The following is a 19,265-nucleotide window of genomic DNA, read 5'->3' on the forward strand; positions in this document are numbered from 1 at the left end:
GGTGAACGGAATCAGGCCGGCTTGAGGGAGCCGGGCACGATGCGGGCGTCCCACTGGCGCATGAGCGCCTGCACATCGGGATCGCCCATGATGGCTTGCTCGGCCGCGAGTTGGCGGGCCTCGGCAGCCGCCTTGTTGCGCAGCGCCGGGCTGTCGACCACGGCGCCGACCTCGATGACCAGCCGCACGGCATGGCCGGCGCCGGCCAGGGCATTCTGCAGCCGCTCGCGACTGGCGCCCTGGTTGAGGGTTTCGCGCTCCACGCGCAGCAGCCACTGGTCGACGTCACGCGCCACGAGTTGCGACTGCAGCGCCAGTTCGCGTGCCAGGGCATTGATCGCCTCGGCGGCCACGAGGCCCATCACGGTCTGGTGCCAGAAGTCGCCCTCTTCGCTGGGGCGGATGCGCCCTGCGGCGGACTCCCGCGGCGCCTCGCGCGCGCCCGGCGGCGGCTGCACGCGCAGCGGCACGGCGACCACCGGCGTGTCGGGCTCGCCGGTCGCAGGCGCCGGCCTGGGCGGCGGCGAAGGACTGCGGCCCGGCATGTCGACGACCGGCAACCTTTGCACGGGGTGCCCGGCTACGGGCGCCAAGGGAGCAGGACGTGCGACGGAGACGGCTTGCGTTTCGGCCTCGGCGCGCACGACCACGGGGGCCGGCGATGCCTGCTGCGCAGGGGGCATCCGCTCCGCCGGTAGCCGCTCGGAAGGCGTCTCCGGCAACTGTGCGGGCTGCGCATGCGCAGCCGGTGGCGCGGATGCAGACGCCTGCGCCACGGACGAGCCCCGCGGCGTCGCAGGCGCCACCGCCACGGCGGCCGTTGCCGGCCGCGCCTCAGCGTTCAGCGGACTTTTTTTTTCAGCCGCGCCCGCAGGCTTGAAGGCCAGCAGACGCAGCAGCACCATGGTGAGCCCGGCGTACTCGTCGGGCGCCAGACCCAGCTCCGCGCGGCCATGCAGGCAGATGCTGTAGAGCAGTTGCGTCTCGTCGGCGGGCATGGCGCCGGCCAGCCGCGCCACCTCGGCCGCATCCGGGTCGGCGGCATCGACGGCCGCGGCGCGGGCGGGCACGGCCTGCAGCACGGCCATGGCCTGGAGTACGGCCGTCATCTCCTCCAGCGTGGACGCGGCGGCCAGGCCGGCCACGCGCATGGCATCGACCGTCTCGACCACCGTGCCACCATCGCCACGAGCCAGGGCGTCGATCAAGGCATGCACATGGCCGCGATCGGCGCTGCCCAGCATCTGCCTCACGCCCGCCTCAGCCAGACTGCCGTTGCCATAGGCGATGGCCTGGTCGGTGAGGGACAGCGCATCGCGCATGGAGCCGCGCGCCGCACGCGACAGCAGGCGCAGCGCACCCGGCTCGGCCTCGATCTGCTCGGCGCCCAGGACACGCGTCAGGTGATCCAGCACCGTCTCGGGCGCCATGGGCCGCAGGTTGAACTGCAGGCAGCGGCTGAGCACCGTGACCGGCACCTTTTGCGGGTCGGTGGTGGCCAGGACGAACTTGAGGTACTCGGGCGGCTCTTCCAGCGTCTTGAGCATCGCGTTGAAGGCGGTGTTCGTCAGCATGTGCACTTCGTCGATCATGAAGACCTTGAAGCGCCCCTGCACCGGCTTGTAGACGGCCTGCTCCAGCAGGCCCTGGACCTCGTCCACGCCACGGTTGGAAGCCGCGTCCAGTTCGGTGTAGTCGACGAAGCGGCCGGCATCGATGTCGGTGCAGGCCTGGCACACGCCGCAGGGCGTGGCGGTGATGCCGCCCTGGCCGTCCGGCCCCTGGCAGTTGAGCGACTTGGCCAGGATGCGCGAGACCGTGGTCTTGCCCACGCCACGCGTGCCGGTGAACAGGTAGGCATGGTGCAGCCGCTGCTGCGTGAGCGCATTGCTCAAGGCCTGCACCACGTGCTCCTGGCCCACCATCTCGCCGAAATTGCGAGGACGGTATTTGCGGGCGAGCACGAGGTAGGACATCCGGTCGATTCTAAGAGGCGGTGCCATCGGCCCCGGGAAGGCCCGCCGCCGCGGGATGGCTTGCAAGCCTGGGTTATGATCGACCTCGACGGGCCTCCCCGCATGGTCAAGCGGCCAACCGGGTCAGGTGGGGAACCAAGCAGCCCTAACTGCGTAGCCAGTGCCGGGGGTAAGGCTCGTCACCTTCTTCTTCGATCGTCGTGTCCGCGCCAGCGGGCCTCGAACCCGCCGGGTTTGCGATCCCTCCCCCATCCTCCGCTGTGTCACCGCCGCGGGTCGGGCGCGTGCATTCGCGCCCTTTCCCCGGGTTTGTGAATGTTGCTTTGCAATTGTTAAGCGCTTGACAGCAGGCCGATCCGGCGCCTGCATCGATTCCTAGACTGCCGCCCAGAACCCCATCCCGGGGCTGTTGGCTCGACTGGAATACACCGTGAAGCGCTCGACTTTCCTGCTGCCCGTGCTCGTCCTCCTCACCCTGCAGGGCTGTGCCTGGATGGCCCGTCCCGGCGACCGCGAGGACGTGATTCCTCCCCGACTCGTCAAGGAAGGCGACACCTGGGTGTGGGACCGCCCCGGCGCATTCGGGCCGGTGCCCCAGAACCTTGCTTCTGCAGGCAACCGCGTTTGCGGCTCGCTCGACAAGAACGGCACGCACTGGAAGCCCACCGGCTACCACGCACGCGCCGAAGACGGCCTTGGCCGTCCCTTCGACGGCGGCGGCTACTTCTGCGTGCCGCAATAGGCTCTGCGCCACAGGGACTCGCGCGGCCACGCCCCGGCCTCAGCGACCGCCCACGAAGCCGCCCAGCATCCGATCGATCAGGCCCAGTAGCGGCGACTCCAGCGTCGGCAGCACCCACGCCATGGCCGCCATGCCGGCCGTGAGCGTGACCGGAAAGCCGATGGCGTAGATGTTCATCTGCGGCGCCACGCGCGAGATGATGCCCAGCACCAGGTTGACGAAGAGCAGCAGACCGACCATCGGCAAGGCGATCCACAGTGCGCTGGCGAAGAGCTCGGCGCCCAGCTCGTGCACACGCACCCGCATCAGCGCATCCATGAGGCCGCCGCCGATGGGGAACACCTCGAAGCTCTTGATGACGGCCATCAGCACCGCGAGGTGGCCATTGACCACCACGAAGAGCAAGGTGGCCAGCGTGCCGAAGAAGCGCGACACGGCGCTGGCCTGCGTGTTGTTGATCGGGTCGAAGAAGCTCGCGTAGTTCAGACCCATCTGCAGCCCCGCCAGTTCGCCCGCCAGTTCCACCGCGGCCAGGATCAACCGCGCCGCGAAACCGATGGCCATGCCGATGCCGGCCTGCTGGACCAGCGCCCCCAGGGCCAACGGGCTGTCCACGCCGATGGCGGGGGCCGGTGGCAGCACGCCCTGAGCGCACAAGGCGATGACAAAGGCCAGACCGATGCGTGCGCGCACGGGCAGCGCACGCGAGGAAAACACGGGGGCCGTGGTGAACAGGCCGAGCACCCGCAGGAAGGGCCAGAGCATCGGCGTGATCCACGCCGTGAGCTGGGCTTCGCTGAAGGTCAGCATGCGCGGCCCTGCACGGCCCGCCGCCCGATGGGTGCCGTGCAGAAAATCAAGCGACGACGCTGGGCAGCGACTCGATGATGCGGCGCAGGTAGTCCACCAGCATCGTCAGCATCCAGGGCCCGGCGATGGCAAGCACGGCCACGGCCGCAACCAGCTTGGGCACGAAGGCGAGCGTGGCCTCGTTGATCTGCGTGACGGCCTGGAAGATGCTCACCACCAGGCCGACTGCCAGCACGGCCAGCAGCACAGGGGCGGAAACCATCAGCAGCAGCAGCAACGCATCCTGGCCGGTCGTCAGCACCATCTGGGCGTTCATGGAAATGATCCTTGGCGAAATCAGGTGATGAAGCTGGCGGCCAGCGAGCCCAGCAGCAGGTTCCAGCCGTCGGCCAGCACGAAGAGCATGAGCTTGAAGGGCAGCGCCACCAGCACCGGCGACAGCATCATCATGCCCAGCGACATCAGCACGCTGGACACCACGATGTCGATCACCAGGAAGGGGATGAAGATCATGAAGCCGATCTGGAAGGCCGATTTCAGCTCGCTGGTGGCGAAGGCCGGGATCAGCACGCGCAGCGGCGCCGTCTCGGCCGTGGTCTCCGAGGGCAGCTTGGCCAGCCGCGCGAACAGCGCGAAGTCCGATTGGCGCGTCTGCTTGAGCATGAACTGGCGCATCGGCTGCTCGGCGCGCGAGAGCGCTTCGTCGAAGGCGATGGCGTTGCGGCTGTAGGGCTCGTAGGCCTCGGCGTAGACCTTGTCCAGCGTCGGCCCCATCACGAAGAGCGTGAGGAAAAGCGAGAGGCCGATGATGACCTGGTTGGGCGGCGCGGCCTGCGTGCCCATCGCCTGACGCAGCAGCGAGAGGACGATCACGATGCGGGTGAAGCCCGTCATCATCAGCACCACGGCTGGCAGGAAGCTCAGCGCGGTGAAGAAGAGCAGCGTCTGGATGGGTACCGAATAGCTGGTGCCACCCGCGCCCTGCCCGATCAGCAGCGGCAACTGGCCAGCCGCGGGCGCCTGCTGCGCGAGCACCGGCGCGATGAGCGCCAGGCCAAGGCCCGCGCCCGCCATCCACTTACGCATCGCCGAGCTCCTGCGCAGGAAGGACGCTGGCCGCAGGCAGGGTCTGCAGGCAGTTCACCGCCTGCGCCGTCACGCCCAGCACGAGCCAGGTCCGCGCGTGGGCCGGCCCGACTTCCACCGTGACCACGCGCTGCTGCGGGCCCACCGCCACGGCCGACACCACGCGCGAGGCGGCGTCGGCAGCGCCGGGCGCCAGCAGCTGGCGCGCGCGGATGCGACGCAGCACAAGGGGCAGCGCCGCGATCAGCGCGATGAACAGGGCGATGGTGAGAAGGCTCTGGGTCACGCGGCAAGCATCCGGGTCGAATCGAACGAAAGATGCTCAGGCGCGATGCACACGACGCAGCCGCTCCGAGGGCGTCACCACATCGGTCAGCCGGATGCCGAAGCGGTTGTTGACCACCACCACCTCGCCTTGCGCCACCAGGTAGCCGTTGACCAGCACGTCCATGGGCTCGCCGGCCAGCGTGTCCAGCTCGACGATGGTGCCCTGCCCCATCTGCAGCACCTGCTTGATCGGCACCTTCTTGCGGCCCAGCTCCACCGAGAGCTGTACCGGGATGTCCAGCACGCGCTGGATGTCCTGTGCCATGGCCGCCGCATCCGGCGCGGCCGCGGCGGCACCGGGCTCGCCGGGCTCCAGCGGCTCGGCCCAGGCGGCGGAAGAGGAAGAGGTGTCATTGCTCATGGAAAGCTCCTTGGCTGCCGAGGTGCTGCTCGATGCGCAGCGCATAGCGGTCGTTGTGCGTGCCGTAGCGGCAGGCGAAGACGGGGGCGCCTTCGACGGTGGCCAGCACCATCGGCTGGCGGTCCAGCTGGATGAAGTCGCCGGGCTTCATGGCCAGCAGGTCGGCCACGCTGAGCTCGGCCTGGGCCAGTTCGGCCACCAGCGTGACCTCGGCGGCCTGGATCTCGCGTGCCAGCTGGCTGACCCAGCGCCGGTCCTCCGCCAGCGCGGTGGCCTGTTGCGGCCCATAGAGCACGTCTCGGATCGGCTCGAGCGCCGCATAGGGCAGGCACAGGCGCAGCTGGCCTTCGTAGGTGCCGAGCGCGACGGACAGCGTGGTCACCACCAGCGCGTCCTGCGGCGTGGCGACGCCGGTGAACTGCGGCAGCCGCTCGTGGCGCACATAGCTGGGCACCAGTGGATAGACATCCTTCCAGGCGCGGGCGTACTCCTGGCCCAGCAGCACCATCAGCCGCTGGATCACGCGCTGCTCGGTGGGCGAGAAATCGCGGTCGATGGGGGTGTGGACCGTGCCGCCGCCACCGTACAGCGCATCCACCAGCGCAGAGACGAAGCCGCTGTCGCAGGCGAACAGCGCCTGGCCGCGCAGCGGCTGCAGGCCATAGACGCCGAAGCAGGCGGGCATGGCCAGCTCGCCGGTGTAGTCGGCCATGACCTCTTCCCAGCGGCGGACCTGCACACTCGCGGCGCCCAGCTGCGCACTGCGGCGCGACAGCTGGAACAGCCCCTGGCCGAGGTGACGCACGAAGCGTTCGTTGACCACGTCCAGCATGGGCAGCGGCTGGCGCACGCGCCGGTCGCTGGGCAGCAGCTCCAGCACGCTCGGCGGCGTGGCGGCCTGCGCCGGGTCGGAAAGGGTGTCCTCGCTCATCGCTTCACCTCCGGGCACGGCACGCGCTCACTGCACGATGAAGCTGGCGAACAGCACGGCGCGGATCGGGCCGGTGTAGCGCTGGGTCAGCGGTCGCTTGTCGCCCTCGCCTTCTGTGCGGATGGGGCGCGGCGTGCGCAGCCCGGCCACGCGGGAGACCTCCATGACGATGTCCTGGGCCAGCTTGTCCTTGCCGTCGCGCCGCAGCAGTTCCTCCGCAGTGCGTTGCGAGACCAGCATCAGGATGCTGCTGCGCACGGCCGGCAGGCGCTGCTTGATCTGTTCGCCCAGCTTCTCGTCGCTGAGTTCGAGTGTCACGCCGATCTGCGCGAAGCGGTCACCGCCGGGGTCGGCCAGGTTGACCACCATGTTCTCCAGGGCCATGTAGATCGGGGCGGGCTTCTTCGCGGACGATGGCGCCTCGTCGTCTTCCTCGTCGCCGGTGGTCGCCTCGGCATGGGTGTCCTTGCCCTTGGCATGGCTGCCACCCTTCATGAAGAACCAGGTGCCGCCCGCCGCGCCGCCCACCAGCACGAGCACGGCCACGACGATCAGCACGATCTTGATGAGGTTGCTCTTGGGCTTGGCGGCCCCTTCGGCGGCGGCATTGGCGGACACGGATCATTCCCCTCGGTTTGCAGGGCCCGGCACCGGACCTTGGGGGAATTATTCGGCGCACCCACCCGGGCCGAGCCGCGGAACAAAGGCAGGAAAACCGGCTTCTTTCCGGATTACACGAAGAGGTCGAGCGCGCCCTGGCCCGGCCTGCGCGTGCCGGCCGATGCCGCCGCGGGGGGCAGGTCGACCGGGTCGGCCGAAGACCGCCCTGCCCCGGACTCCGCCGGCGGCGAGCCGCCGCCCTGCGCCTGCGCGCCGGCGCCCTGCCCCTGGCCCGGTGCGGTCCCCACGCTGGCCGAGCCCAGGCTCAGGCCCTGGCCGGCAAGCATCTGCTCGAGCTGCGGCAGCGACTGGTGGATCAACTGGCGCGCCTGCCGGTCGTCGCTCTGGAAGAGCACCTGCGCCTCCTGCCCCTGCAGCCGCAGTTGCACCGAGACGGGTGCGTCGCCCGGCCCCGCGACCGTGAGCTGGGCGCCCTGCACCTGCTGCGCCGCCCACCAGCTGATCGGGTCGAGCAGTGCATCCGAGGCGTCGCCCAGGGTGGTACCCGCATGCGCGGCGGCCGAGGGCGCGGTGATGGGCAGCGTGCCGCCGAGATCGGCCACCCCGCCACCCGACCAGCCATGCAGCGCGACCGTCGCCGAAGCCGTCTGGGGCGCCTCGGCATCGCGCACGTCGACACGCTTCCAGCCACCGGCCAGGGCCGCCTCTGCCGACACTACGGTGGGCTGCGGCTGGACCGCCGCCTCCGGCGCCGTCCTTGGTGGTGTCGAGGCCCCATGTTGTGCAGCCAGCACCGCATCCGACGGTGGCTGCGGGACTGTGGCGACCGCAGAACCGGCCGGCCCCTGCGCGGACGCGGCGGCGGGATGCACGGACGCGCCCGCCTCGGTCACAGGTGGACGATCGGCAAGGGTCTGGCCCAGCATGCGGGTCTGCCAGCGGGCGGACCCGGCCGCTGCGGCAGCTTCGGCGGGTGTCTGGTCAACAGGGGTTGCGGCGCTTCGCTCGCCGTGCGCCGCCGTTGGACTCTCGAGCGCCGTGCCAGCGCGATCCGGGACGATGCCGCTCGATGCTGCGGTTGAGGTCATGTCGCCGGGCACCGGCATCCCCGCCGCGTGGCCTGCCAGTCTGGCCGTACGCACGTCGCCCACCGCCTCGACGCCAGGCTGCGCCACCGCCGATGCCGTCGCGCCCGCCGCAGCTGCATCGGGCTTCTGCTGCAGCTGAGCGAACATCAGTGCCATGTCCTGCGCAGTGGCGCTGGCAGGCCTGTCGTCCAACATCGGCTCCGTTGCATCCCTGTCGTGCGGGCGCATGTCAGCCGCGGCATCCGGCTCTTCGGCGGGACCGGCCATTGGTGCATCGACCTCCGCAGTGGATGCCGCCTCCCGATGCGGTCCTTCCGAAGACCGCTTCGCACTCTCAGTCCGGGCGCCCGCATCGCCCTCTTCGCCGGACTCATCCTGTGCCTGCGCTTCGGCCCTGGCGGTGCCGGCTTGCCGAAGCAGCGAGGCGAATCCGCCCTCGGCCGTCTGCGTCTGCAATGCCGGCTCACCACCAGCAACCGGCAGCCGTGGCGGTGCCTTGGCAGCGGAGGCCCCGGCCGTCGAGGGAGGCACAGCGGTCACCGACCCTCCCACGGCGCACGACCCTGGCCGCGCCGGTGCACCTGCGCCGCCAGCTCGTCGGCGGCCTTCTGTTCGCGTCGCTGCTCGGCCTGCCGTGCCTTGGCGTCGCGGCTGGCGATCACCTGGCGCAGCGCCTCCAGCTTCTGCTCGGCCTCGCGCACCTTGGCGGAGATCCGCGAGACCGCCTGCGCATGCTGCTCCAGGATGCCGGTCTGCATGCGGATGGTGTGGTGCAGCCGGTCCATGAACTGGTAGTGGTGACGCATGATCTCGGGCGCATGCCGCGCGTCGGAGGCGCCCCAGCGGACGGTGGTTTCCTGCGCATAGCCCTCCAGCTGGTCCAGCTGCAGTTGCGCCGCGACCCAGGCCTGGCGCACCACGGCCAGCTGCTGCGCCACGGCATCGCGCCGGGCCCGGGCCATCTGCTCGGCCATGGCCAGCGCGTCGGTCTTGGGTGCGGACATGGAAATCCTTCGAAGTTGTTCAGGGCGCCGGTCAATTCGCCTGCACGGCGTCGGCGATGTACTGCAGGCCGGCAACGCTCTCGTCCAGGGGCGCGCCTTCGCGCATGTCCTGCTGCAGGAAGGCGCTCATCACCGGCTGCAGGCGGATCGCCTCGTCCAGCACCGCATCGCTGCCCGCCGCGTAGGCGCCCACCCGCACCAGGTCGCGGCTGCTGCGGTAGCGGCCGTAGAGCGTGCGAAAGCGCCGGGCCGCCTCCAGGTGTTCCGGCGTGGCCACGTTGTGCATCACGCGCGACGCCGACTGCTCGATGTCGATGGCGGGGTAGTGCGCCTCTTCGGCCAGCGCGCGAGACAGCACGATGTGCCCGTCCAGGATGGCGCGGGCCGCATCGGCGATCGGGTCCTGCTGGTCATCGCCTTCGGACAGCACGGTGTAGAAGGCGGTGATCGAGCCCACGCCGTTGAGGCCATTGCCGCTGCGCTCCACCAGCTGCGGCAGCCGCGCAAAGCAGGACGGCGGATAGCCCTTGGTGGCCGGCGGCTCGCCGATGGCCAGCGCGATCTCGCGCTGCGCCATGGCATAGCGGGTGAGCGAATCCATGAGCAGCAGCACATGCTGGCCCCGGTCGCGGAAGTGCTCGGCCACGGCCGTGGCATAGGCGGCGCCCTGCATGCGCAGCAGCGGCGGTGCATCGGCCGGCGCGGCCACCACCACCGAGCGGGCGCGGCCCTCCTCGCCCAGGATGTCCTCGATGAATTCCTTGACCTCGCGGCCGCGCTCGCCGATCAGGCCGACCACGATGACGTCGGCCGCGGTGTAGCGGGCCATCATGCCCAGCAGCACGCTCTTGCCCACGCCGGAGCCGGCGAACAGGCCGATGCGCTGACCACGGCCGACAGTGAGCAGCGCATTGATGGCCCGCACGCCCGTGTCCAGCGGCAGGCGCACAGGGTCGCGGTCCATGGCGTTGATGGGGCGGCGGTCCATGGGCTCGGCGACCACGTCCTGCAGGGGCCCCTGCCCGTCCAGCGGAATGCCCTGGGGATCGACCACGCGCCCCAGCAGTCCCTGCCCCTGCGGCAGGCGCAGCATGCCGCTGCGCGCCCGCACATCGCGTTCGGGCTCGCCCAGGCGAGGCACAGGCACGTAGGGAGCGGCGGGCACCACGCTGGCACCGGCCGACAGCCCGTGCACATCGCCGGCGGGCATCAGGTAGGCCAGCTCGCCGGAAAAGCCCACCACCTCGGCCAGCACCGGCGGGCTGCCAGGCATCACCACCTGGCACTGGGCGCCGATGGGCTCGCGCACGCCGCGCGCCTCCAGCACCAGGCCGGCCACGCGCGTGAGCGTGCCCCGCACCTCCAGGCCGGGCGCCTGCTCGACGCGGCGGCGCGCGTCGTCCATGAAGCGTTGCCAGACGGCGCGCTCAGGCGGCATCACGGTCGGGCTCCTGTTGGCCGGCGTCTCGGGCATCGGCCGTGGCGGGTGCCTCCCAGGGCACCGTTAATCCCAGGCTGGCCACGGCGCGGGCCCAGCGCGGAGCGATGCCGCCATCGACCACGGCACCGGCCGACTCCAGTCGGCAGTCGCCCGGCAACATGCCGCGCTCGGCCACCACGCTCAGACCGCGGCTGGCGAATTCCTGTTCCAGCGCGCCCGCCAGCCAGGCATGGTCGTCGGGCGAGAGCACCACGCGCACGCTGCGGCCGTCGGCCACCAGCAGGTCGATGGCCTCGCGCACCACGGGTTCCAGCAGTTCGGGGTGAGTGGCCAGTTCCTGGCGCAGCACCTGGCGGGCCAATGCGCAGGCGATGTCCAGGGTGCCGCGGGCGATGTCCTGCTGCGCCGCGTCCAGCCCTTCGCGTGCCGCATCGAGCATGGCCGCGAAGCGCTGCGCCTGCTCTTGCAACTGGCCCTCGGTCAGCGCACGCAGGGCTGCATCAGCCTCTTCCCGGGCCTCGGCGGTACCGGCCGCATGGCCATCGGCATAGGCCTGGGCACGGGCCTCGGCCAGCAGGGCCTCGATGTCGATCGGCGGCTCGGGCGGCGGACTCTCTTCTTCGGCGATGGCGGGCGGCGGTGCATCCATGCGCTCGAAGGCCCAGGGCGCGGCCGTGCCGCCAGCCAGCACGGCCAGGCGCTCGGCGCTGATCAGTCGGGATCGGCTCATGGACGGAAGCAAGGCCAGCGACATGGCAGGGCAGCCGGTCTCACACCATGCCCGCGCCGCCGCCCAGCACCACCTGGCCTTCTTCGGCCAGGCGGCGCAGCGTCTTGAGGATTTCCTTCTGCTGCGCCTCGACCTCCGAGACGCGCATCGGGCCGCGGGCCTCCAGGTCCTCGCGCAGGGCCTCGGCGGCGCGCGAGGACATGTTCTTGAGGAACTTGTCCCGCAGCGGATCGGCCGCACCCTTGAGCGCGACGATGAGCGTCTCGGTGGCCACTTCCTTGAGCAGCAGCTGCACCGAGCGGTCGTCGAGCTTGAGCACATCGTCGAAGACGAACATCAGGTCCGCGATCTCCTGCGCCAGGTCCGGGTCCTGGATGCGGATGGCGTCCAGGGCGGAGGTGTCGTTGCCGGCGCCCAGCAGGTTGATCATGCCGGCCGCCGTCCTGGTGCCGCCCGGCGAGGGCTTGCGCACCTTGCCGCCGCCGGCCAGCACGCGGAACATGACGTCGTTCAGATCCTCCAGCGCGGCCGGGTGGATGCCCTCCAGCTTGGCCACGCGCAGCAGCACGTCGCCGCGCATGTCCTCGCCGAGCTGCACCAGGATGGCGGCGGCCTGCTCCAGCTCCAGGTGGGCCAGGATGGCGGCCACGATCTGCGGATGCTCGTTGCGCAGCACCTCGGCCACGGCCACGGCGTCCATCCACTTGAGGTTCTCGATGCCGGTGAGGTCGCTGGTCTGCAGGATGCGGTCGGCCAGGATGCCGGCCTTCTCCTCGCCCAGCGCATGCTGCAGCACGGTGCGCACGTACTGGTGCGTGTCGGCGGCGTATAGGCCCTGCCCCGAAGTCGCGGCGATGAAGCGCTCCGCCACCGCACCCAGGCGCTCGCGCGACACCACATGCGTGCGCGCAATGGTCTCGCCGATCTTCTGCACCTCACGCGGCGACAGGTGGCGCAGCACTTCGCCGGCCTCCTGCTCGCCCAGCGACATGAGCAGCACGGCGGCGTCTTCGAGTCCTTGTTCGTCCATGGCGGCTCAGGCCTTCTCGGCTTCGGGGTTGATCCAGCCGCGCACGATGTTGGCGACGGCGGCAGGGTTCTGGCGGGCCATGACACGGGCGCCTTCCAGCTGGGCCTGCTCCAGCAGCAACTCCGGACGCGGCAGGGCGATGGGCTCCGGGCCGTCCTCGGCGCCCGGGGCTTCCAGCGACGGGCGCCCGGGGTCGTCACCCACCACGGCGTCCAGCGCGCCGCCAGGGCCCGGCAGGGCAGCGGCGACGGGGCCGCCCTCCAGGGCGAGGGGCTCCTGCGGCGCCTTGTCCTTGACGGCCTCGGGCTTGGGCGGGGCCAGGGCCTTGAGCGCCGGGCGCACCAGGCCGAAGAGCACGGCCAGGCCCAGCACGGCCAGCGCCGCCGGCCAGGCCAGGCTGCGGGCCAGCTCGTACAGCTCGGGCCGCTTCCACAGCGGCAGATCGGGCGCCACAGCCCCGTCGGCCATGAAGGCGGCGTTCATCAGGTTGACCGAGTCGCCGCGCTCCTTGCTGAAGCCGATGGATTCGCGCACCAGCGCGGTCATCTGCTCCAGCTGGGCCGCGGGCAGCGCGGTGGGCGTGACCTTGCCCTGCGCATCGGGCACGCCCTGGTAGTTGACGACCACGGCGGCCGACAGGCGCTTGACGGTGCCCACCGCGCCGCGCACGGTGCGCACGGTCTTGTCGACCTCGTAGTTGGTGATGGACTCGCGCTTGCCCGGCGGGCGCTGGCCGGCCTGGGCCTGGCCTTGTGCCTGGGCACCGTTGGGGGCCAGCGGGGCGGCCTGGCCGTTGATGGGCGCGGCCGGCGCCCCGGGCGGTTGCGGCTGGTTGGAGGCCGCCCCCGGCACGCCCGAGGGCTGGGCCGGCGTGGCGCCCACCGTCTCGATGGTCTGCTGGCTGCGCACCGCGCTGGCGTCCTGCGACAGGTTGGGCCGGTGCTCCTCGCTGGTGGCCTCGGTCTGGGAGAAGTCCACGTCGGCCGTCACCTGGGCCTTCACGTTCTGCTTGCCGACCACCGGCTCCAGCATGTCCAGGATGCGACGGGTGTAGAGCTGCTCCAGCTGCTGCACATAGGCCAGTTGCTGGGCATCGACGCTGCCGTTGGCATTGGCGTCGCCGGTGCTGGACAGCAGCTTGCCGCTGTCGTCCACCACGCTGACGGCCGCGGAGCTGAGCTCGGGCACGCTGGAGGCGACCAGGTGCACGATGCCGGCGATCTGCGCGCGGTCGAGCGTGCGGCCCGGATGCAGCGTCAGCAGCACCGAAGCCGAGGGCTTCTGCTGCTCGCGGAAGAAGCCGTTCTGGTTGGGCAGCGCCAGGTGCACGCGGGCCGACTGCACGGCCGCCAGGGCCTGGATGGAACGCGTAAGTTCGCCCTCCAGCCCGCGCTGGAAGCTCAGCTTCTCCTGGAACTGCGTCATGCCGAAGCGGTTGGCATCGGTCAGCTCGAAGCCGGCGACCGAGCCTTTGGGCAGGCCCTGCGAGGCCAGGCGCAGCCGCACGTCGTGCACCTTGTCGGCCGGCACCATGATGGCGCCCCCGCCCTCGGTGTACTTGTAGGGCACGTTCATCTGCGCCAGCTGGGCGACGATGGCGCCGCCGTCCTTGTCGCTGAGGTTGGAGAACAGCACGCGCCAGTCGGCCGAGCGCCCCATGACGAGGGCGGCGATGGCCACCGCCGCCAGCAGCACGGCGCCCAGCGCCAGCTTCAGGCGCTGGCTGCGGTCCAGGGCGGCGAAGCGGCTGGCCAGGCCGGCCGGCACCAGGGCATTGCCGGGCAGGGGGCTGGTGGCGGGAAGCTGGGCGGCAGCGGCGGACATGAGGGAGGCGGCGGCATTGGAAGACGGACGCCAGGACAGCCTCCGCATGGCCGCCGATTATTCGAAGCACCGCCGCCGCCAAGCCTTGGATAAGGCCCCGGATTCGGCCTCAATTCCTGCCATGGCGTGCCGATGAGGGACCGTAGCATCCTGGCCACCATGGAACTGCGCCTGAACACCGTCACCCCTTCGGCCGCGGGCCTGCGGCCGGCAGGCACGGCCCGCCCCGCGGCCGGCGTGGACGCCGCGGCCGGCGGCGGCTTCTCATCGGCACTCTCGGGCGCGCTGCGCGAAGTGAGCAACGCCCAGAACGAGTCGTCGCGACTGCAGAAGGAAGTGCAGATGGAGAACCCCCAGGTCAGCCTGGAGCAGACCATGGTCGCCATCCAGAAGGCCCAGGTGGGCTTCCAGGCGACCCTGCACGTGCGCAACCGGCTGGTGCAGGCCTACACGGACATCATGAACATGCAGGTGTGAGGCGCCGCTGGCCTCTGCCCTCAGTGCATGGTCTGCAGGCGGGCGTCGAAGAGCTGGGCCACGTCCGACAGCCAGGGCTCGGCCAGCACGCGGATCTCGGCATCGTTGCGCAGGATGCGCTGCATGATGCGGGCCTTCTCGGCCCGCTCGGTGCGCTCCAGCTTCTCGCTGCGGCCCTTGAAGCGCAGTTGCTCGATCAGCACCGCACAGGCGCCCTCGCAGCGCACCACCTCGTCCCAATCCTCGCGGCGTGCGGCCTCCAGCATGCGTACGCTCGCGTCCTCGATCGCCTTGTAGTAGTCCAGCAGTCGATGGGACATCGCGAGCTCCTGCATAGCGGCTTCAGGCCGGTTGGGGGGCCACTGCATGCGCCTGCGGACCGATTTCTCGCCAGGCCTGCGCCACCGGGCCGATCAGGGCGGCCACCTCGGCCACGATGGCCGCGTCGTTGCGCAGGTTGGCCGTGGTGAGGCGGCCGATGCAGTAGTCGTACAAGGCGCGCAGTCTACCTGCCAGCTCGCCGCCGCGCGACAGGTCCAGGCCTGCCTTGAGCCCTTCTTCGAGCAGGCGGACGGCGCGTCCGATCTGCTCGCCCTTGGCGGCGATGTCGCCGCGCGCCAGGGCGCCCTGCGCGGCCAGCAGCGACTGGCCGACGCCTTCGTAGAGCATCTCGACCAGGCGGTGGGGGCTGGCACCGCCTTCGATGCTGGATTCGACCGCGACGCGCTGATAGGCACGGGCGACGCGGGCGGCGGGAGGTGTGTACATGGCGGCTCCTGATTCGATGCTTTCCTTCTTTATCGGCCGCCGCCGCCCGAAATCAAGTCAGTTACACGTCAACTGCCCGACTTGTTCCACTGCGCGATCTGCTGCTTGACGTAGGTGTCCAGCGTGGTGAGCGTGCTGAGCTTGGCGTCCAGCGCCGAGTACTGGGCGCGCAGGCGCGATTCCGTCAATGTCAGTCGATCGGTCTGCTTGGTCTGATCGTCGGAGTTCGCCTTCAGCTGCTTCTGCAGCGATGCGGTGCGGGTATCGAGCGATCCATCGGTTCCCACAGCGCCCTGGGTGAACGTCGAGAACCGGCTCGCCCAGCCATCGGTGGCGTCGGTCGCTCCGGCGCCACCAGCCCCCATGAAGAACGTCTTGACCGCATCCGGATTGGCCAGCGCCGCATCGAGCTTCGCGCTGTCCACCGTCAGGCTGCCATCGGCCGACTTGCTCACACTGATGCCCAACTGCGACAGCGTCGTGTACGTGCCACTTGCATTTGGCGTTCCGACCAGACGGCGCATCATGGTCTGCAGCCCTGTCACCATGCTGTCGCCCTGCATCAGCCCGGCCTTCTTGCTGGTTGCGTCGTAGGAGGTCAGCGAATTGATCTGCGTGTTGATGTTGTTGAAGGCATTGACGAAGCCTTGGACCGCATTGGTCAAGGTCGTGGTGTCGATGCTGGAGGTGACTGTCACTGGGTCTGTGCTGATCTGCGAGAGGGTCAAGCTCAGCCCTGGGAGTGCGCCGGTCACGGTGTTGGTGGCCGACGTGACGGTCACGCCATCCACCGTCGCCACCGAGTTGGCCGCCCATTGGACGCTGTTGGCAGCCATGCCCGCACCCGTTCCGGGTGCATCGAAGGCCAAACCGCCAAGTGACGTGCCGCTGCCGGAGCCGGCGGCAGACACCTTGAAGCCGGCGGCGTCACCGGTGCCCGAAGAGCGCATGACCAGCCGTTGTCCACTGAGGTCGGTCACCACGCTGGCCGTTACCCCGGCGCCCGCGGCATTGATTTTGGACGCCACTGTCGACAGCGTGTCGCCCTCGCTGATGGCGACATCCACCGCCGATGTACTGCCTGCGGCAAAGCCGGGGCTGGATCCAGTCGTTCCGCTCCATGTGCCCAGCTGTATCGACAGCGTCCCGGCCTGAAAGCCGTCGGTCGAAGCCATGGCAGACGATGACACCGACTGCGAGCGCGCGAGTTGCGACACTGTCACCCGGAAGCTTCCGGTCGAAGCAAGGCTCGAGTCGGACACCTTCACCCCAACGGCCGAGGCCGACGCACTCGCTGTCTTGGTGGCCCACAGAGCCGGCTGGGTCAGCGCCGTCGCTGCGTCCGACAAGGTAGACAGCAGCGATTTAACCGTGCCCACCGCCGACACCTGGCTCTGGATGGCGCTCGCCTGGTTCTGCAGCTTGGTGACCGAGGTCTGCTCGATCGACATCAGCTTGCTGACGATGGAGTCGATGTCGATGTTGGTGCCGCTCGACGTCACGGTGCCGGTGCTGGCCATGTGCGGTGCTCCTCAATGGTTGAAGGCGGCGGGCGAAGAATCGCCAGCCGCCTCGGTGGAGACGCCCTGCCGGGCGGCAGCGCGCCCCTCGTCCGGTGAACGATCAGCCCAGCAGCTTCAGCACGGTCTGGGGCATCTGGTTGGCCTGCGCCACCATCGAGGTGCCGGCCTGCTGCAGGATCTGCGCCCGCGACAGGTTGGCCGTCTCGACGGCGAAGTCGGCGTCGGTGATCCGGCTCTTGGCGGAGCTGGTGTTCTCGGCCGCGGTCTGCAGGTTGGTGATGGTGGCCTCGAAGCGGTTCTGGGCGGCGCCGAAGGTGGAACGCGCCGACGAGATCTTCGAGATTGCGGCGTCGACCGCGTCGATCGCATCCAGTGCCTCGTTGGCGGAGCTACCGAGCGAAGCGGCGCTGCCCGTGGTTGTCAGCTGAGTAGCAGCCGTGCCCTTCGCGCCTGCAGCAGCCGGCGCACCGATGCCACCGCTCGCCGCTGCGGCGCCGATGTTCGTGGTGGTGACCGTGATCTGGTTGTCGGAGCTCGTGTTCGAGCCCACCTGGAAGCTGAAGCTGCCGCTGGTTCCACCAGCGCCGGTCAGGAGTTCCTGGCCGTTGAACTTCGTGTTCTTGATGATCCGGTCGTTTTCCAGGGCGAGCTGCTTGTATTCGTTGTTCAGGGCGGAGCGGTCGCTGCTGGTGTTGGTGTCGTTGGCCGACTGCACCGCCAGTTCGCGCATGCGCTGCAGGTTGTTGCCGATCTGGGCCAGCGCGCCTTCAGCCGTCTGCGACAACGAAATGCCGTCGTTGGCGTTGCGGGCCGCGACGTTCATGCCGCGCACCTGCGCATCCATTCGGGAGGCGATGGCGAGGCCGGCGGCGTCGTCCTTGGCGCTGTTGACGCGCAGGCCGGACGACAGGCGCTGGATCGAGGTCGCCAGCGAGTTCTGGCTCGCGGCCAGGTTGCGCTGGGCGTTGAGCGAGCCGATGTTGGTGTTGATGATCGAGGCCATGGTGACTACTCCTGTTGCAAGCCGGTGGATCCGGCATCCGTTGCCAATGTCTGCCAGTGCCGACACTGGCTGCCAGACGGACCGGTGAGGCCCGTTGCCTGGATTTCGGGTCTGGCGGGGCTCGACTTGAGCACTTTATTTTTCGGTGCGGACCCTAAAGATTCCGGCCCTGGGCAAGACAGTCGGACCTGCCCCCGCCCGCTTTCCAGGTGTCGCGAGACCTGCATACGTGTTGTTACGTATCTCACGCCTTTTGTGCGGCAACTGTTACGACATAGAACTTTTGCAGACTCGACACGAAAACGAGACACCGTCCTTGACAGACATGCAGGCACCGGTGACGCTGTCAGAACGACGGAAAAACTTAAGGCGTAGGCACTAGATGCAACCGGCATCTGCCCGGAAATGTCAGATTGAATACTTTCCGTGTAACCAAAAGTCTCGTCGTCACGGCCGTTGGATGACATGAAGTACCGCCCACTTCGCATTAAGTTTTTTGTTACCAATCTCACAATTACTTCCATCGACTGACACAGTTCTTGGGGGCCCACAATGACCAGCGACCAGATCCTTTCCGAGATCAAGGAAGCCAACCTCACCTACCTGATGCTGGCCCAGAGCCTCATCCGCGAGGACCGCGCGCAGGCGCTCTACCGCCTCGGCATCTCGGGCGAATCGGCCGATCTGATCGCGGCGCTGTCGCCGGCCCAGCTGATGAAGATCGCCTCCGGCAACATGTTGCTGTGCACCTTCCGTGCAGACGACGACATGGTCTGGAGCCTGCTGACCAACCACAACGTCGGCCACCGCACCATCAACGAGGCCACGGCCCGGCTGCATGCCAACATCGTCATGTCCAGCCGCATCGCGGAGCAGGGTCTCTGAACCTGGCGCCTCGTGGAAAGCAAGAAGATGCCTACCCCCAAGAGCGTGCTCGACGAGTCGCGCCAGATCGACCGGGCCGTCAGCCTGATCGAAATGGGCGCCCGGCTGCAGGTGCTCGAGAGCGAAACCGATCTGTCCTACGAGCGGCTGCTGCGCCTGTACAAGGAAGTGGCCGGCCGTTCGCCGTCGAAGGGACAGCTGCCCTTCTCGACGGACTGGTTCCTCACCTGGCAGCCCAACATCCACGCCTCGCTGTTCCAGAACATTCACGCCTACCTCAGCCGCTCCAGCGCGGATCTGGAGAACGTCGACGTGATGATCAAGGCCTACGGCCTGTACTCCGAACAGGTGGGAGCGCAGGGTCTGGAGCCGCTGCTGACCATCACCCGGGCCTGGCGCCTGGTGCGCTTCGTCAAGAACAACATGCTGAAGATGGTGCCCTGCACGCGCTGTGGTGGCCACTTCGTTGCCGACGCCTACGAGAACCCGCGCCACTTCGTGTGCGGTCTGTGCGAGCCGCCGGCTCGGGCAGGCAAGGGGGCGGGCGCGGCCAACGGTGTGCATCTGCAGTGAATTGAACCCCAGGCACGCCGCCTCCGAACTGTCGATATGGGCCCGCGATCGGGCCCTTTTTGCGG

Annotated in this window: 22 protein-coding genes and 1 other RNA gene; 5 read left to right on the forward strand and 18 right to left on the reverse strand. The window is 69.3% G+C overall.

Annotation, left to right across the window (positions count from 1 at the left end):
• Window positions 1-11 precede the first annotated feature (11 nt).
• Window positions 12-1,976: a DNA polymerase III subunit gamma/tau gene (gene dnaX / locus DFR41_RS22720; protein ID WP_114804395.1), complete on the reverse strand. Its 1,965-nt coding sequence runs from the start codon at window positions 1,974-1,976 to the stop codon at window positions 12-14.
• Between the two features lie 87 nt (window positions 1,977-2,063).
• Between dnaX and ffs the strand changes: the two genes are divergently transcribed.
• Window positions 2,064-2,160, forward strand: an RNA gene (gene ffs / locus DFR41_RS22725) — signal recognition particle sRNA small type.
• A 246-nt stretch (window positions 2,161-2,406) separates the two neighbouring features.
• The gene (locus DFR41_RS22730; RefSeq protein ID WP_114804396.1) at window positions 2,407-2,718 is read left to right on the forward strand and encodes a hypothetical protein; all 312 of its coding nucleotides are present in this window, start codon (window positions 2,407-2,409) and stop codon (window positions 2,716-2,718) included.
• Between the two features lie 39 nt (window positions 2,719-2,757).
• On the opposite strand, the gene fliR is transcribed toward DFR41_RS22730, so the two are convergent.
• The 13 genes from fliR to fliF form a co-directional block, all read right to left on the reverse strand.
• Window positions 2,758-3,528 (reverse strand): flagellar biosynthetic protein FliR, encoded by a 771-nt coding sequence (gene fliR / locus DFR41_RS22735; RefSeq protein WP_017757547.1) that lies wholly within the window; start codon window positions 3,526-3,528, stop codon window positions 2,758-2,760.
• Window positions 3,529-3,574: 46 nt separating this feature from the next.
• On the reverse strand, window positions 3,575-3,844 hold the full coding sequence (gene fliQ, locus DFR41_RS22740; RefSeq protein WP_017757546.1) for a flagellar biosynthesis protein FliQ: 270 nt from the start codon (window positions 3,842-3,844) through the stop codon (window positions 3,575-3,577).
• 20 nt (window positions 3,845-3,864) lie between these two features.
• Window positions 3,865-4,614: a flagellar type III secretion system pore protein FliP gene (gene fliP / locus DFR41_RS22745; protein WP_043115081.1), complete on the reverse strand. Its 750-nt coding sequence runs from the start codon at window positions 4,612-4,614 to the stop codon at window positions 3,865-3,867.
• Window positions 4,607-4,900: a FliO/MopB family protein gene (locus tag DFR41_RS22750; RefSeq protein WP_017757544.1), complete on the reverse strand. Its 294-nt coding sequence runs from the start codon at window positions 4,898-4,900 to the stop codon at window positions 4,607-4,609. The genes fliP and DFR41_RS22750 overlap by 8 nt, the downstream gene beginning before the upstream one ends.
• A 36-nt stretch (window positions 4,901-4,936) precedes the next feature.
• Window positions 4,937-5,302 (reverse strand): flagellar motor switch protein FliN, encoded by a 366-nt coding sequence (gene fliN, locus DFR41_RS22755; RefSeq protein ID WP_017757543.1) that lies wholly within the window; start codon window positions 5,300-5,302, stop codon window positions 4,937-4,939.
• Window positions 5,292-6,233, reverse strand: a complete 942-nt coding sequence (fliM, locus tag DFR41_RS22760; RefSeq protein WP_017757542.1) for a flagellar motor switch protein FliM — start codon at window positions 6,231-6,233, stop codon at window positions 5,292-5,294. The genes fliN and fliM overlap by 11 nt, the downstream gene beginning before the upstream one ends.
• 27 nt (window positions 6,234-6,260) lie before the next feature.
• Window positions 6,261-6,851 carry a flagellar basal body-associated FliL family protein gene (locus DFR41_RS22765; RefSeq protein WP_114804397.1) on the reverse strand — a complete coding sequence of 197 codons (591 nt, stop codon included), beginning with the start codon at window positions 6,849-6,851 and terminating at the stop codon, window positions 6,261-6,263.
• A 113-nt stretch (window positions 6,852-6,964) separates the two neighbouring features.
• A complete protein-coding gene (locus DFR41_RS27510; protein ID WP_147284415.1) occupies window positions 6,965-8,398 on the reverse strand; it encodes a flagellar hook-length control protein FliK in 1,434 nt (477 codons plus the stop codon).
• A gap of 80 nt (window positions 8,399-8,478) precedes the next feature.
• Complete coding sequence (locus DFR41_RS22775) at window positions 8,479-8,946, reverse strand: flagellar export protein FliJ (RefSeq protein WP_114804399.1); 468 nt, start codon at window positions 8,944-8,946, stop codon at window positions 8,479-8,481.
• Window positions 8,947-8,977: 31 nt separating this feature from the next.
• Window positions 8,978-10,351 carry a flagellar protein export ATPase FliI gene (fliI, locus tag DFR41_RS22780; protein WP_244917855.1) on the reverse strand — a complete coding sequence of 458 codons (1,374 nt, stop codon included), beginning with the start codon at window positions 10,349-10,351 and terminating at the stop codon, window positions 8,978-8,980.
• Between the two features lie 22 nt (window positions 10,352-10,373).
• Window positions 10,374-11,117, reverse strand: coding sequence for a FliH/SctL family protein (locus tag DFR41_RS22785; protein ID WP_170159444.1), 744 nt, complete (start codon window positions 11,115-11,117; stop codon window positions 10,374-10,376).
• 40 nt (window positions 11,118-11,157) lie between these two features.
• Window positions 11,158-12,147 carry a flagellar motor switch protein FliG gene (fliG, locus tag DFR41_RS22790; protein ID WP_114804402.1) on the reverse strand — a complete coding sequence of 330 codons (990 nt, stop codon included), beginning with the start codon at window positions 12,145-12,147 and terminating at the stop codon, window positions 11,158-11,160.
• 6 nt (window positions 12,148-12,153) lie between these two features.
• Complete coding sequence (gene fliF, locus DFR41_RS22795) at window positions 12,154-13,971, reverse strand: flagellar basal-body MS-ring/collar protein FliF (protein ID WP_114804403.1); 1,818 nt, start codon at window positions 13,969-13,971, stop codon at window positions 12,154-12,156.
• Window positions 13,972-14,130: 159 nt separating this feature from the next.
• Here fliF and fliE point away from each other — a divergent pair, with 159 nt between their 5' ends.
• Window positions 14,131-14,448 carry a flagellar hook-basal body complex protein FliE gene (gene fliE / locus DFR41_RS22800; protein WP_114804480.1) on the forward strand — a complete coding sequence of 106 codons (318 nt, stop codon included), beginning with the start codon at window positions 14,131-14,133 and terminating at the stop codon, window positions 14,446-14,448.
• 20 nt (window positions 14,449-14,468) lie between these two features.
• Here the strand turns inward: fliE and DFR41_RS22805 are convergent, their stop codons facing one another.
• The 4 genes from DFR41_RS22805 to DFR41_RS22820 form a co-directional block, all read right to left on the reverse strand.
• A complete protein-coding gene (locus DFR41_RS22805) occupies window positions 14,469-14,768 on the reverse strand; it encodes a flagellar protein FliT (protein ID WP_043114550.1) in 300 nt (99 codons plus the stop codon).
• Between the two features lie 22 nt (window positions 14,769-14,790).
• Entirely contained in the window at window positions 14,791-15,216 is a 426-nt protein-coding gene (fliS, locus tag DFR41_RS22810; RefSeq protein ID WP_017759946.1) for a flagellar export chaperone FliS, read from the reverse strand.
• A 68-nt stretch (window positions 15,217-15,284) separates the two neighbouring features.
• A complete protein-coding gene (gene fliD / locus DFR41_RS22815) occupies window positions 15,285-16,736 on the reverse strand; it encodes a flagellar filament capping protein FliD (protein ID WP_114804404.1) in 1,452 nt (483 codons plus the stop codon).
• Between the two features lie 103 nt (window positions 16,737-16,839).
• Window positions 16,840-17,742 carry a flagellin N-terminal helical domain-containing protein gene (locus DFR41_RS22820; protein ID WP_114804405.1) on the reverse strand — a complete coding sequence of 301 codons (903 nt, stop codon included), beginning with the start codon at window positions 17,740-17,742 and terminating at the stop codon, window positions 16,840-16,842.
• Between the two features lie 552 nt (window positions 17,743-18,294).
• Between DFR41_RS22820 and flhD the strand changes: the two genes are divergently transcribed.
• Window positions 18,295-18,627: a flagellar transcriptional regulator FlhD gene (gene flhD, locus DFR41_RS22825; protein WP_017760131.1), complete on the forward strand. Its 333-nt coding sequence runs from the start codon at window positions 18,295-18,297 to the stop codon at window positions 18,625-18,627.
• Between the two features lie 27 nt (window positions 18,628-18,654).
• Window positions 18,655-19,200 carry a flagellar transcriptional regulator FlhC gene (gene flhC, locus DFR41_RS22830; RefSeq protein WP_043114554.1) on the forward strand — a complete coding sequence of 182 codons (546 nt, stop codon included), beginning with the start codon at window positions 18,655-18,657 and terminating at the stop codon, window positions 19,198-19,200.
• Window positions 19,201-19,265: the final 65 nt, after the last annotated feature.

This window comes from Pseudacidovorax intermedius, from assembly GCF_003350475.1.
GTDB classification, from domain to species: domain Bacteria; phylum Pseudomonadota; class Gammaproteobacteria; order Burkholderiales; family Burkholderiaceae_C; genus Xenophilus; species Xenophilus intermedius.